This is a genomic window from Streptomyces sp. NPDC004752 (genome assembly GCF_053601275.1).
The window spans coordinates 112054-125952 of sequence record NZ_JBSGBN010000002.1 but is presented as its reverse complement, the minus strand read 5'-3'; the positions used below and the strand labels follow the sequence as shown (position 1 = coordinate 125952).

The 13899-nt window shown below is 71.6% G+C and carries 13 protein-coding genes; 9 read left to right on the top strand and 4 right to left on the bottom strand.

The features are described from left to right. Window positions 1-8: 8 nt before the first annotated feature. Entirely contained in the window at window positions 9-1268 is a 1260-nt protein-coding gene (locus tag ACWEKM_RS01610) for a sensor histidine kinase (RefSeq protein WP_451619127.1), read from the top strand. Next, window positions 1265-1945, top strand: coding sequence for a response regulator transcription factor (locus ACWEKM_RS01605; RefSeq protein WP_015659563.1), 681 nt, complete (start codon window positions 1265-1267; stop codon window positions 1943-1945). Before ACWEKM_RS01610 ends, ACWEKM_RS01605 begins: the two co-directional genes overlap by 4 nt. A gap of 102 nt (window positions 1946-2047) precedes the next feature. Here the strand turns inward: ACWEKM_RS01605 and ACWEKM_RS01600 are convergent, their stop codons facing one another. Beyond that, window positions 2048-2713, bottom strand: coding sequence for a DUF461 domain-containing protein (locus ACWEKM_RS01600; RefSeq protein WP_451619126.1), 666 nt, complete (start codon window positions 2711-2713; stop codon window positions 2048-2050). A gap of 602 nt (window positions 2714-3315) precedes the next feature. Here ACWEKM_RS01600 and ACWEKM_RS01595 point away from each other — a divergent pair. From ACWEKM_RS01595 to ACWEKM_RS01565, 7 genes are all read left to right on the top strand, one after another. Next, a complete protein-coding gene (locus ACWEKM_RS01595) occupies window positions 3316-3798 on the top strand; it encodes a CarD family transcriptional regulator (protein ID WP_003953493.1) in 483 nt (160 codons plus the stop codon). Between the two features lie 358 nt (window positions 3799-4156). Further along, the gene (gene ispD / locus ACWEKM_RS01590; protein ID WP_451619125.1) at window positions 4157-4921 is read left to right on the top strand and encodes a 2-C-methyl-D-erythritol 4-phosphate cytidylyltransferase; all 765 of its coding nucleotides are present in this window, start codon (window positions 4157-4159) and stop codon (window positions 4919-4921) included. After that, window positions 4911-5414: a 2-C-methyl-D-erythritol 2,4-cyclodiphosphate synthase gene (ispF, locus tag ACWEKM_RS01585; protein WP_451619124.1), complete on the top strand. Its 504-nt coding sequence runs from the start codon at window positions 4911-4913 to the stop codon at window positions 5412-5414. Before ispD ends, ispF begins: the two co-directional genes overlap by 11 nt. Window positions 5415-5498: 84 nt before the next feature. Beyond that, window positions 5499-5903, top strand: coding sequence for a PPOX class F420-dependent oxidoreductase (locus ACWEKM_RS01580; RefSeq protein WP_451619123.1), 405 nt, complete (start codon window positions 5499-5501; stop codon window positions 5901-5903). Window positions 5904-6048: 145 nt separating this feature from the next. Then, complete coding sequence (cysS, locus tag ACWEKM_RS01575; protein WP_451619122.1) at window positions 6049-7452, top strand: cysteine--tRNA ligase; 1404 nt, start codon at window positions 6049-6051, stop codon at window positions 7450-7452. 106 nt (window positions 7453-7558) lie between these two features. Then, entirely contained in the window at window positions 7559-8500 is a 942-nt protein-coding gene (gene rlmB / locus ACWEKM_RS01570) for a 23S rRNA (guanosine(2251)-2'-O)-methyltransferase RlmB (protein ID WP_451619121.1), read from the top strand. Window positions 8501-8617: 117 nt separating this feature from the next. Continuing rightward, window positions 8618-10348, top strand: a complete 1731-nt coding sequence (locus tag ACWEKM_RS01565; RefSeq protein WP_451619120.1) for a DoxX family protein — start codon at window positions 8618-8620, stop codon at window positions 10346-10348. Window positions 10349-11161: 813 nt separating this feature from the next. Here the strand turns inward: ACWEKM_RS01565 and ACWEKM_RS01560 are convergent. The 3 genes from ACWEKM_RS01560 to ACWEKM_RS01550 form a co-directional block, all read right to left on the bottom strand. Further along, window positions 11162-11893 (bottom strand): nucleotidyltransferase family protein, encoded by a 732-nt coding sequence (locus tag ACWEKM_RS01560; protein ID WP_451619119.1) that lies wholly within the window; start codon window positions 11891-11893, stop codon window positions 11162-11164. Window positions 11894-12009: 116 nt separating this feature from the next. Next, the gene (locus ACWEKM_RS01555; protein ID WP_451619118.1) at window positions 12010-12468 is read right to left on the bottom strand and encodes a hypothetical protein; all 459 of its coding nucleotides are present in this window, start codon (window positions 12466-12468) and stop codon (window positions 12010-12012) included. 233 nt (window positions 12469-12701) lie between these two features. Beyond that, window positions 12702-13838 (bottom strand): ABC transporter ATP-binding protein, encoded by a 1137-nt coding sequence (locus ACWEKM_RS01550; RefSeq protein WP_451619117.1) that lies wholly within the window; start codon window positions 13836-13838, stop codon window positions 12702-12704. Window positions 13839-13899 lie beyond the last annotated feature (61 nt).

Sequence of the window (13899 nt, the reverse complement as noted above, 5' to 3'; positions counted from 1 at the left end):
CTGGATGCATGGACGTGAACGCGGCGGTCGCCGCAGCGGCAGCGATCGCCGGGGTGCTCACCGGTGTCATTGCCATGCTGGCGTTCCGCTGGAGCGAGCGGGAGCAGAAGCGCCCGACGCGGACCTCCCTGCACACGGATCCGGTGCTTCCGCCGGGCGTGGACACCGTGCTGTCCGTGCTCCGCTCCTCCGCCGTCGTGCTCGACGAGGCCGACGCCGTCGTCAAGGCCAGCTCCGCCGCGTACGCCCTCGGGTTGGTGCGCGGTGGCAAGCTGGCCGTCGAGCCCATGCTCCAGATGGCCCAGGACACCCGGCGCGACGGTGAGATACGCCAGGTCGAGCTGGATCTTCCCAGACGCGGGAGCGGCCGGGGCGAGGCCCTGGCGGTGTCCGCTCGGGTGGCGCCGCTCGGATCGCGACTGGTGCTGCTCCTGGTCGAGGACCTCACCGAGGCCCGCCGTATCGAGGCGGTACGCCGCGACTTCGTCGCGAACGTCAGCCACGAGCTGAAGACCCCGGTCGGGGCGCTCTCCCTGTTGTCGGAGGCCGTCATGGACGCCTCCGACGACCCGGAGGCCGTGCAGCGGTTCGCCGGCCGCATGCAGATCGAGGCGACGCGCCTGACCAACCTGGTCCAGGAGCTGATCGACCTGTCCCGGGTGCAGAACGACGACCCGCTGGAGGACGCCGAGCCCGTCCGGGTCGACGAACTGGTCGCCGAGGCCATCGACCGCTGCCGCCACCAGGCCGGCACCAAGCAGATCACCATGGCCGCGGGCGGCACCGCCGAGCTGCATGTCTGGGGGAACCGTGGGCAGCTCGCCGCCGCCCTCGGCAACCTCGTCGAGAACGCCGTCAACTACTCCCCGGCGCGCACCCGCGTGGGCATCGCCGCCCGCCGGATCAGCGCGTCCGGCGGCGACATGATCGAACTCGCCGTGACCGACCAGGGCATCGGCATCACCGACAAGGACAAGGAGCGCATCTTCGAGCGCTTCTACCGCGTCGACCCGGCCCGCTCCCGGGCCACCGGTGGCACCGGTCTGGGTCTCGCGATCGTCAAGCACGTGGTCGCCTCGCACGGCGGGGAGGTCACGGTGTGGAGCGCCGAAGGCCAGGGCTCCACGTTCACCCTGCGACTGCCGGAGGCGGGTGCCGCCCGCGACCGCGCTCAGCAGTACCCCGACCTCGACGAAGAGGACGGTCAGTCTCCACCCCCCGACCCAACCGCGTACGAAACGCTTTCCGCCCCGGAGGTCCTTCCGTGACCCGAGTGCTCGTCGTCGAGGACGAGGAGTCCTTCTCCGACGCCCTGTCGTACATGCTTCGCAAGGAGGGCTTCGAGGTCGCCGTGGCGACCACCGGGCCCGACGGACTCGACGAGTTCGAGCGCAACGGCGCCGATCTCGTCCTCCTCGACCTGATGCTGCCGGGCCTGCCCGGCACGGAGGTCTGCCGCCAGCTGCGCGGCCGCTCCAACGTCCCGGTGATCATGGTCACCGCCAAGGACAGCGAGATCGACAAGGTCGTCGGCCTGGAAATAGGAGCCGACGACTACGTCACCAAGCCGTTCTCCTCGCGCGAGCTGGTCGCCCGTATCCGGGCCGTGCTGCGCCGCCGCGGCGAGCCGGAGGAAGTCACCCCGGCGGCCCTGGAGGCCGGCCCGGTCCGGATGGACGTCGACCGGCATGTGGTCACCGTCTCCGGCTCCAAGGTCGACCTGCCGCTCAAGGAGTTCGACCTGCTGGAGATGCTGCTGCGCAACGCCGGGCGCGTGCTGACCCGGATGCAGCTCATCGACCGCGTCTGGGGCGCCGACTACGTCGGCGACACCAAGACCCTGGACGTCCACGTCAAGCGCCTGCGCGCCAAGATCGAGCCCGACCCGGGCGCGCCGCGCTACCTGGTGACGGTCCGTGGGCTCGGCTACAAGTTTGAGCCGTAGACCGCACCGCAGGCACAGTGAAGGGCGGCGCCCCGAAAGGCGCCGCCCTTCACCGTACGGCGGTGTCGTCGCGGGTCGGCCCCGGTGGCCGGGACCGTCCGCTCAGTGGCCGGACGGTGTGACCGACGCGGAGGCCGAGCCGGTCGGGGTCGCATGGCCCGCCGCGGCCGACGGGTCCGCGGAGGCGCCGTTCTTCGACGGCTTGGCGCTGTCACTCGGCTTGGCGCCCGGGGCCGGCGAGGCCGAAGGCGACGGGATCTCGCTCGGACCCCAGGAGCTGAAGTAGCTCTCGGCGGGGACGACGAAGGCACGCAGGCTCACATCACCGGTCGTGCTGAAGGTGAAGGTGATCTTCTGGGCGTTGCCGTCCCGGATCGCCTCGCGGCTGCTGGGCAGCACGGCGGAGGCGTTGTCCTTGCCGCCGAGGATCAGCGAGCCGCCGGCCGGGATGGTCAGCGACTGACCCTTGGCGGGCGTGAGTTGGGCGGTCTTGTTGGTGCCGGCGACGGCGATCGACTGCAGGGTCTGCGCGGCACGGCCGTTGTTGAAGATGGTCGCGGCGATCACCGCCGGGCCCGTGGACTGCAAATCGGGCTGGGTCACGACGATCGCGTTCTGCACCTTGAGATCACCGACCTTGACGGCCGCGTTGTCCGGCTTGATCTCCAGGGTCTGGGCGTTGTTGCCGGCGCCGCAGGCGGCGAGCGAGGCGATCGAGAAGACGAGGGCGGAGGCGGCGAGGGCGCCGCGTCGAAGGCTGCTGCTCACGGCGGCGGCAACTCCTTGAACACAGGGGCGACTCCCTGATAAAGCCGCCCTAAGTATCTGTCAGCGCGCTCAGGCTACCGAGCCGCCCCCGCGGGCCCGCACCCGACCCTCCCCAAGTGCCCCGCTTCCCTCCCGCAGGGGGTACGCCCACGCCGCACAAGTGACTCCCGGGTCACTTTGACTCAGCTTGACTCAACCCTCGTCCGGCATTCACATAACAGGCGGCGCAATTTTCCGGTGAAGGAATGCAGGGACGCTTCGGATATTGATCACGTACCGCTCGCCGGACGCCTGTGATCAATTCCGGATTCGTCTCGTGCCCGCCTCAAGCCGCCGAACGGAGTACCGGAAGTCGCACACCTGGAACCGGACAAATGGGGACGTTCGTCCACTTGGAGGTGCCCCCGGAGGCGGGTGACATATGCGTTTCTCCTCGGTCGAAGAGGTGCTCCGACCTGCGAATACCTGCTTCCGGTGAGCCCGCGAAGCACGTTCCTGTCGCTGTTGTCAAGCCCCGAGATATGCCCTGACCTGCGAAAACGCCATTCAGAAGACGCCGTATCCGTGTTACCCTGGATAGCCACGGAAGGGGTACCTGTCACATGACGTTCAAGGTTGGCGACACCGTGGTCTATCCCCATCACGGGGCCGCGCTGATCGAGGCCATCGAAACTCGTCAGATCAAAGGCGTGGACAAGACCTACTTGGTGCTGAAGGTCGCCCAGGGTGACCTGACGGTGCGTGTGCCAGCGGACAATGCGGAGTTCGTCGGCGTACGTGATGTGGTCGGTCAGGACGGGCTGGACCGGGTCTTCGAGGTGCTGCGCGCGCCGTATGCCGAGGAGCCCACGAACTGGTCGCGTCGATACAAGGCAAATCTGGAGAAGCTCGCCTCCGGCGATGTCATCAAGGTCGCGGAAGTCGTGCGCGACCTGTGGCGTCGCGAGCGCGAGCGCGGACTCTCCGCCGGTGAGAAGCGCATGCTCGCCAAGGCCCGCCAGATCCTGGTGAGCGAGCTGGCTCTCGCGGAGAACACCAACGAGGACAAGGCCGAAGCCCTGCTCGACGAGGTGCTCGCGTCCTGACCCGAAGCAGGCAACGCCCGCTCTGCTCAGCACAGTGAAATGCCGCGGTGCCCGATGACGATTTTCCGTCGCCGGGCGCTGCGGCATGTCCATCCCCGGAAGCATTCGACAGAAGCACTCGACGTTCAGGCGACGCCTGGTCCGGCGTCTGCACCCGACGTCCCCGGATTGCAGGTCCTGGATGCCGTACGCCTCGGGGAAAGTCCTCGGACGCCACGGGAACCCCCGGAATACTTGATGTGCCGGGCCCGGGCAGCAGGCTCGACCGGGGTCACGGAAGGGTCCGGTCAAGGCGTCGCGCCCGGCACTCCCCAGGCCATACCCACGTAGGCCGAGCACACAAACCTGACAGGAACCGATGTCTGACGTTTCGCGTCCTTCGCCCACGCCGCCCCTCGTCGCCGCCGTGATTCCGGCCGCCGGCCGGGGCGTGCGCCTCGGTCCGGGCGCTCCCAAGGCGCTCCGCACGCTCAGCGGCACCCCCATGCTCATCCACGCGGCCCGCGCGCTCGCCGCGTCCCGCGCCGTCTCCCTCGTGGTCGTCGTCGCCCCGCCGGACGGCGCCGCCGAGGTCAAGTCGCTGCTCGACGCGCACGCGCTGCCCGGCGGCACCCCCAGCGGGACCGATTTCCTGGTCGTGCCCGGCGGGGACTCGCGCCAGGAGTCCGTACGGCTCGGCCTCGACGCCCTGCCACCGCGGTACGGCATCGTCCTGGTGCACGACGCGGCCCGTCCGCTGGTGCCGATGGACACGGTGGACACCGTGATCGAGGCGGTCCGGGACGGGGCCCGCGCCGTCGTGCCCGCGCTGCCCCTCGCCGACACCGTCAAGGAGGTCGAGCCCGCCGCGCGGCCGGGCATGCCGGAACCGGTGGTGGCCACGCCCCCGCGGGCCCGGCTGCGCGCGGTGCAGACGCCGCAGGGCTTCGACCGGGAGACGCTGGTGCGGGCCCACGAGAAGGTCACCGACGACGTGACCGACGACGCGAGCATGGTCGAGCGGCTCGGCGAGCGGGTCGTGGTCGTCCCGGGCCACGAGGAGGCATTCAAGATCACCCGCCCGCTGGACCTGGTCCTCGCCGAGGCGGTCCTCGCCCGCAGGAGGCTCAACGATGGCTTCTGACGCTGTCGGCGGGGCGCCGCTGCCCCAGGTCGGCATCGGCACCGACATCCACGCCTTCGAGGAGGGCCGCGAGCTGTGGTGCGCCGGCCTGAAATGGGAGGGCGAGGGCCCCGGCCTCGCGGGCCACTCCGACGCGGACGTCGTCGCCCACGCCGCGTGCAACGCGCTGTTCTCCGCCGCCGGCCTCGGCGATCTGGGACAGCACTTCGGCACCGGGCGCCCCGAGTGGTCCGGCGCGTCCGGGATCACCCTGCTCACCGAGGCGGCCCGCATCGTGCGCGCCGCCGGCTTCCGTATCGGCAACGTCGCGGTGCAGGTCGTCGGGGCCCACCCCAAGATCGGCAAGCGGCGCGACGAGGCCCAGCGGATCCTCTCGGCGGCGGCCGGGGCCCCGGTCTCGGTCTCCGGCGCCACGACCGACGGCCTGGGCTTCCCGGGCCGGGACGAAGGGCTGATGGCGATCGCCACGGCACTCGTGGTGCGGGTGGACTGAGGGCGTGCGAGGCTCGTGGTGCGGGTGTACTGAGGGCGTGCGAGGGTACCCGCAGAGTCACCGCCGACCCAGGAGGTACCCCGGATGTCCGCCGCCCTGTCCGACCGGCTCAAGGCCCTGCTCGACACCCCCGTCTTCATCGTGCTCGGCACGATCCAGCCCGACGGCGGACCGCAGCTGTCCCCGGTATGGGTGAAGCGGGACGGCGACCGGATCCTGGTCTCCACGACGGTCGACCGCCGCAAGAAGCGCAACCTCGACCGCGACCCCCGGGTGAGCGTCGTCGTGCAGGACCCCGACTCGCCCTACGAGTACGCCGAGATCCGCGGCAGCGCGGAGCTGATCGCCGAGGGCGCCCAGGAACTCATCGACGAACTCAGCCTGAAGTACACGGGCAAGAAATACGCCGCGTTCAACCCCGCCGCGGCGCAGGACGCCGAGCGGGTGGTGGTGCGGGTCACCCCGCGCAGGGTCGTCGGCCGCATCTGACCCCGCGCGCGATCCGCCGCGGACGGGCCTCCGACGGGCCATCGACGGGCCATCGACGGGCCGCGGTAGCGCACGAGGTCACGAATGCGTGCCCCTTGGGCGCAAGGGTCGCGAGGCACTGCCCCGCGCCCACTACCCTGGAGTGGTGACCATTCGCCTGTACGACACCAGCGCCCGGCAGATCCGTGACTTCACCCCGCTCATGCCGGGTTGTGTCTCGATCTACCTGTGTGGCGCCACCGTGCAGGCGGCACCCCACATCGGGCACATCAGGTCGGGCCTCAACTTCGACATCATGCGCCGCTGGTTCGAGTACCGCGGCTACGCCGTGACCTTCATCAGGAACGTCACGGACATCGACGACAAGATCATCGCCAAGGCCCATGAGCAGGACCGGCCGTGGTGGTCGATCGGGTACGCCAACGAGCGCGCGTTCAACGACGGCTATCAGGCGCTGGGCTGCCTGCCGCCGACGTACGAGCCGCGCGCCACCGGCCATGTGCCCGAGATGGTCGAGATGATGCAAGGACTCATCGAGCGCGGGCACGCCTACGCGGCGGACGGCAACGTCTACTTCGACGTACGGTCCTTCCCGCAGTACCTGGAGCTGTCCCGGCAGGAACTGGACAACCTCCAGCAGCCCGCGGGCGCGGGCGAGACCGGCAAGCGGGACCCGCGCGACTTCGCCATGTGGAAGGCCGCCAAGCCCGGCGAGCCGACCTGGCCCACGCCGTGGGGACCCGGGCGTCCGGGCTGGCACCTGGAGTGCTCCGCCATGGCGCACAAGTACCTGGGCGCCGCGTTCGACATCCACGGCGGCGGGTTGGACCTGATCTTCCCGCACCACGAGAACGAGATCGCCCAGGCCAAGGCGTACGGCGACGACTTCGCCCGGTACTGGGTGCACAACGCCTGGGTGACCATGGCCGGCGACAAGATGTCCAAGTCGCTGGGCAATTCGGTGCTCGTCTCCGAGATGGTCAAACAGTGGCGGCCGATTGTGCTGCGCTACTACCTCGGCTCCCCGCACTACCGCTCGATGATCGAGTACAGCGAGGAGTCGCTGCGCGAGGCCGAGTCGGCGTTCGCGCGGATCGAGGGCTTTGTGCAGCGCGTGATGGAGAAGGCCGGGGGAGCCGTCGAGCCCGCGGCCGAGGTCCCGCCCGCCTTCGCCGAGGCGATGGACGACGACCTGGGCGTCCCGCAGGCCCTCGCGGTCGTGCACACCACCGTCCGGCAGGGCAACTCCGCCCTCGCCGCCGACGACAAGGAGGCCGCCGTGGCCCGGCTCGCCGAGGTGCGGGCCATGCTCGGCGTCCTCGGCCTCGACCCGCTCGACGCGCAGTGGGCCGGCGAGGGCGGCGACCGCGGCGAGGATCTGCACGGCGTGGTCGACAGCCTGGTACGGCTCGTCCTCGACCAGCGCGAGTCCGCCCGCGCCCGCAAGGACTGGGCCACCGCGGACGCCATCCGCGACCAGCTCAACCAGACCGGCCTCGTCATCGAGGACAGCCCGCAGGGCCCGCGCTGGAGCCTCGGCCCGCGCTGAGCCCGCCGGGGACCCGGTGCCCCGGGGACCGAAGGTGCCGCCCGGCCGTCCGGGCGGCACACTGCACAGACGTACGTACGACGCTTCAACAGACAGGTAGTGGGTCATGGCCGCGAACAACCGCCGCATGTCCGGCAAGAAGGGCGCGCAGCTCGGCAGCGGTGGCCAGCGGCGCCGGGGCCTGGAGGGCAAGGGGCCGACCCCGCCCGCCGAGATGCGCAAGGGGCACGCCAAGCAGCGCGCCGCAGCGGCGCGGACCCGCCGCGCGCAGGGCCGTCCGCAGCAGCGCCGGGGCGCCGGCCGGACCTCGTCCGAACTGGTCGTCGGCCGCAACCCGGTCGTCGAGGCGCTGCGCGAGGGCGTGCCCGCCTCCACCCTCTATGTGCAGCAGTTCATCGACAGCGACGAGCGGGTCCGCGAGGCGCTGCAGCTCGCCGCCGAGCGCGGCGGCATCAACCTCATGGAGGCCCCGCGCCCCGAGCTGGACCGGATGACGGGCGGCCTCAACCACCAGGGGCTGGTCCTCCAGGTCCCGCCGTACGAGTACGCCCACCCGGAGGACCTGGCCGAGGCCGCCCATGACGCGGGCGAGGACCCGCTGATCGTGGCCCTCGACGGGGTGACCGACCCGCGTAACCTCGGCGCCGTCGTCCGCTCCGTCTCCGCCTTCGGCGGGCACGGCGTCGTCGTCCCCGAGCGCCGCGCGGCCGGCATGACCGCGGGCGCCTGGAAGACCTCCGCCGGTACGGCCGCCCGAACGCCCGTCGCCCGCGCCACCAATCTGACGCGCGCCCTGGAGGCGTACAAGAAGGCCGGGATGGTGGTCGTCGGTCTCGCCGCCGACGGGGAGGCCGAACTCGGCGACCTGGAGGCCCTGGACGGCCCGGTCGTGATCGTCGTCGGCAGCGAGGGCAAGGGTCTGTCCCGACTGGTCGGCGAGACCTGCGACTTCCGGGTCCGTATCCCGATGCCGGGCGGCGCCGAGTCGCTGAACGCGGGCGTGGCGGCGGGCATCGTGCTGTACGAGACGGCTCGCCGACGGGCCTGAACGCGCATGCGTCGACTCACCCGTACGGGTTAATTCCGGCGTCCTGGACATGCTTGACGCGGTCCGGACAGATCCGACGGGTCCAAGCAGTGTCCTAACTCCGCGTCACTCGGTTAGATGAGTGTGGACACCAGAACACCCCGCACACCCACGGGGGACCGCTCGTCGGGATTCGACGACGCTCCCGCGCTGAGCATGGTGAAGGTGCCGAGCGATCCGGCGCAGGTCATCGTCAACCACGCGAGCTTCCGGGTGCAGCTGGGCGCCTCGACACGGCGTACCCAATCCCCGCGCGCCGCGGGGCAGTCGGGTGCCGCCCAGGACACCGCCCGCGCCCCCCTCGGCGGCGCCGCGGGCCCGGCCGGGACGCGGCGCCGCCCGCTCGTCTGGAGCGGCCGCTCGGCCCCCGACGACACCGGCGCCCACCGGCTGCTCCAGGCGGTGCGGGGCGGCAGCGTCCGCTACTCCGACGAGCCGTCCCTCGACGCCGGGGCCACCCAGGTCATCCCGCGGATCGACACCGGCTATACCGGCTATACCGGCTATACCGGCTACACCGACTACGGTGGCTACCGCGGCTACGACGATCTCGACCGGACCGTCGAGACTCCCGCGGTCGGCCCCCAGCGCACGCCCGGTTCCGGCGAGACCAGGCTCCTGCCGCACATGCGGAGCGCGGGGAGTGCGTACGACGAACCCGGTTACGCCACCGAGGAGTTCGAGGACTTCGCCGAGCCGGACCCGGCGTACGACGAGCCCTCGGGCAGGCGGTCCGGCGACGACCCGGCCCGGCACGCGTACTACCCCGGCCGCCGGATGAACCTCGGCGTCGTCCTGCTCCCGCTGCGTATCTTCCTCGGCTTCATCTCCGTGTACGCCGGCATGGGCAAGCTCTGCGATCCCGTCTACTTCGACGGCGGCAAGCGCGGCTCGATGGTGAAGTGGCTCAACACGCTGCACCCCTGGGACGTCGCCGAGCCGCTGCGCCAGTTCGCCCTCCAGCACCCGGTGGGTTCCGGGCTGGTCATCGCCTTCCTCCAGGTCGTCGTGGGCGTCCTCACCATCCTGGGCTGCTGGCAGCGGGTCGCCGCGGTGGTCGGCGCCGGGCTCTCGGCCGCGCTGATCGTCACCGTCAGCTGGAAGACCGTCCCCGCCTACGACGCGCCCGACATCATCTACCTCGCCGCCTGGTCCCCGCTGATCATCGCCGGCGCGCCCGTCTACTCGGTCGACGGGCGGCTCGCGGGCCGCGCCTGGCGCACCCTCGGGCCGCGCTCCGACATCTGGGAGCTGCGCCGCTACGTACTGCGCCGGGGCGCCCTCGTCACCGTTGTCACCGTGGGCCTCACCCTGCTCATCGGTTCCCTGCTCGGCGGTGCCGTCCGGGACTCCAGCCGGGTGGTCGTGCCCGGGCCCGGCGAGGCTCCGCGCAACAACGTGCCCGGCTCGCCGCTCCCCGACGAGCCCGGCAGGCAGAACTCGACCAGCCCGTCGGCCTCCAGCGCGCCGAGCGGGGGTGCCACGGCCGGGGCCGACCCGTCCGGGTCCGGCGCGGCGACGACCCCGGGCGCGGCCCGCTCGTCCGGCGCCGCCACCGGCGGCACGACGCCGAGCCAGATCCAGGGGACTGTGGGCCAGGCCCCGCCGCAGTGGACCTCCCCGGCCGCCGGCCAGGCGCCGAGCACCAGCGCAGGACCGACCTCCGGCGGCACGGAGACCGGCGGCACGGGCGGTTCGGGCAGCTCGGGCGGCTCGCCCGGCGGCGCGGGCGGTACGGGCGGCTCGGACGGCGGCGGCTCGTCCACCTCCGGCCAGCAGGGCCACCTGGTCGGCGGCCTCCTCGGCTGACCCCCGGCCAGCAGGACCACGAAAGGGGTCCGGCCCCGCCGACGGTGCCGGACCCCTTCGTCGTACCTGGACGTCCTTCCGTACGGGACCTTGGTGCGAGCGGCCCGCCCTCCGGGGCTCGGCTCTGCGACGTGCCCCGCGGTCGGTGGCTACAAGCGCCCCGAAGGGGCGGGGAACCGGCCCCGCAAAGGGGCGCGGGGAACTGCGCGCCAAGCCACGACGTGCCCGCGGCCGGAGGCCATGACCGGTCACTCCGAGCCTGCGCTGCAAGCCCGGCGCCTCGATCGCCTGGCCCGCCCAGGCGCCGGGCTGTTCCGCGCGGCTCGTCGGACGGGCGGGCCGCGTTCCGGGCGGGCCCGGGGGTATGCGGCTTCTCTCCCGCGCCGGGCTCTGTGACATGCCGGGTTCCGTCAGCACGGAAGCCGGCCCCGTGCCGGGGAACCCGGAGAGGAGCCCGGGTCGGAGGGAGCCCGCGTCGGTGGGGGGTCTGTGCCGGGGGAGCCCGCGAAGGAGGGGAACCCGCAACGGAGGGGGTCCGTCCGCGCCGGTGAGGGGGCTTGCGTCGGAGCGGGCCTGTGCCGGTGGGAGCCCGCGCCGGAGAGGGTCCGCGCCGAAGGGACCACCATATGCCCGCGGCATCTCGCGCCGTAAGGAACCCCGGGCTGTAAGCAATCAGTGCCGTAAGGAACCCGGGCTGTAAGGGACCCCGTGCCCCAGGGGTCCCGGGCGGTGGGGAACCCCAAGCCCCAGGGGGTCTCGGGGCAGGGTGATCCCGGGCTCCGGGATCGCCCCGCCCCGGGGCCCGGCGGGAGCTCAGCGCCGCAGCGCCGCCAGTTCCTTCGCTGCTTCCGTGAGGTCCTTCGCGGTGTCGATGGCGCGCCAGTAGGCGCCGTGGGGGATCGGGAAGCCTGCCAGGCGGCGTTCGCGGGCCAGGTGCGGGAAGGTGGTGCGCTCGTGGTCGCCGCGCTCGGGCAGCATCCCGGCGAACTCCGGTGCGAAGACGTACACACCCGCGTTGATCTCGAAGGTCGACGGCGGCGCCTCGATGAAGTCCGTGATGTGGCCGAAGCCGTCCGTCTTGACGGCGCCCCACGGGATGCGCGGCCGGGCCAGGGCGAGGGTCGCGACGGCGTCGCGCTCGGTGTGGAAGTCCGCCATCTCACGCAGCGAGAAACGGGTCCAGATGTCGCCGTTGGTGGCGTACCAGGGCCGGTCCGGGTGGGGGAGGTGGGCCGCCGCGTACTTCAGGCCGCCGCCGCGGCCGAGCGGCTCGGTCTCCACGACGGTGCTGACGCGGACCGGCAGATCGGCCGTGTCCAGCCACTTCTCCAGGACCTCGGCGAGGTGGCCGCAGGAGACCACCACGTCCGTGACGCCCTCCTCGGCGAGCCAGGACAGCTGGTGGCCGATGATCGGGGTGCCCGTGCCGGGGATCTCGACCATCGGCTTGGGCCGGTCGTCGGTGTAGGGGCGCAGCCGGGTGCCCTGGCCACCGGCCAGGACGACGGCTTGGGTGGGGCGCGACGCGGCGTTCGGATCGGTCATGCCCGAACTGTACGTGGCGCCCCACCCGCGGGGGGCGGTTGCGACCGGCTCCTTGAGCAGCCGTTACCCACTTCCCAACGGCCGCTTGCCTGGCAGCGACCCGTCGGTGGTCCGGCTCAGCGGGGCGCGGCCAGCACGCCGGAGGCGAAGGAGGTGTCGCAGACGGGGCGCGCGTACGACTGCGCGCGCGAGGCGCCGTAGATGCGCACGGCCGCCTCGCCGAGGGCGCGGGCGATGGACGTGCAGTGCCGGGCCAGCGACGGGCGGCCGTTGACGGCCTGCTGGAGATGGGTGAGGACCGCGCCCGGGTTCTTCTCCTGCAGTTCGGCCATCAGCCGGTCGCGCAGCACCTCCTGGGGCGCGCGCTGCACGGCCCGGGAGGAGCCGCTCGCGGAGGAGACGTCCGAGGCGGTGAGCACCGAGTTCGACGGGTTCCCCGACCAGTTGACTCGGGTCACCGCGAGGGTCCCGGAGAGCACCAGGACGACGGGCAGGACGAGGGCGAGGGTACGGCCGATCCGGGGGGCGGGGCCCCGGCGGCCGCGCCGCGTCTGTTGGGTGGTGGAGTGCTTCACGCGTGTGAGGGTAGCGCCCGGTAACCATTTGGCGACATTTGGTCACCCCTTCGAGGGATGAGGAAGTGCCCTTTCCTGGGTGGGGTGTTGACGCTCGCTGCTCGAAATGCACTCGTTTGTCGGGGTATTCATCGACAACGAGAAGGGCCCCGCAGCAGTCTGCGGGGCCCTGATTCGTCAACCTGGGCGAATTGCCCGGGGTTGTTCCGCTCCGAGGGGAGGCCGGGCGGAGGTCAGTCGGTCAGGCGCTCGCCCGTGGAGGTCGAGAACACATGGGTCTCGCCCGGCCGCGGCACGACGTGCAGCCGCGTGCCCTTCTCCGGAACGGCGCGGCTGCTGACGCGGACGACGAGGTCCTTATGCACGCCGCCGACCTCGACGGAGCCGTAGACGTAGCCGTCGGCGCCGGTCTCCTCGACCACGTTCACCGAGACCGCGAGGCCCGCCGGGGCGTCCTCGCTGCCCTTGGACAGGGACGCGCTGGCGCCGCCGTTGTGCTCGACCACGTCGAAGTGCTCGGGGCGGACACCGACCGTGACCGTCTTGTCACCCTTGTCGGCGGCGGCCTTCAGCGCCTCACGGTTGACCGGGACCACGCTGTTGCCGAACTTCACTCCGCCGTCGGTGATCGGTACCTCGACCAGGTTCATGGCCGGGGAGCCGATGAAGCCGGCGACGAACAGGTTGGCCGGGCGGTCGTACATGTTGCGCGGCGAGTCGACCTGCTGGAGCAGACCGTCCTTGAGGACCGCCACGCGGTCGCCCATCGTCATGGCCTCGACCTGGTCGTGGGTGACGTAGACGGTGGTGATGCCGAGACGGCGCTGGAGCGACGCGATCTGCGTACGGGTGGAGACGCGGAGCTTGGCGTCCAGGTTGGACAGCGGCTCGTCCATGAGGAAGACCTGCGGCTCGCGGACGATCGCGCGGCCCATCGCTACACGCTGGCGCTGACCGCCGGAGAGCGCCTTCGGCTTGCGGTCCAGATAGTCGGTGAGGTCGAGGATCTTCGCGGCCTCCTCGACCTTCTGCCGGATCTCCGCCTTGTTGACGCCGGCGATCTTGAGCGCGAAGCCCATGTTGTCGGCGACCGTCATGTGCGGGTAGAGCGCGTAGTTCTGGAACACCATGGCGATGTCCCGGTCCTTCGGCGGCAGGTGCGTGACGTCGCGGTCACCGATGCGGATCGCGCCGCCGTTGACGTCCTCCAGGCCGGCGAGCATCCGCAGGGAGGTGGACTTGCCGCAGCCGGACGGGCCGACCAGGACGAGGAACTCGCCGTCCTCGATCGCGATGTCGAGCGCGTCGACGGCGGGCTTTTCGGAGCCCGGGTAGATCCGGGTCGCTTTGTCGAACGTGACAGTGGCCATATGACTAGGCCCCCTTCTACCGGCAGGAACGTGCCGGACGGTCCGAGTAGGAAGGTGGTTG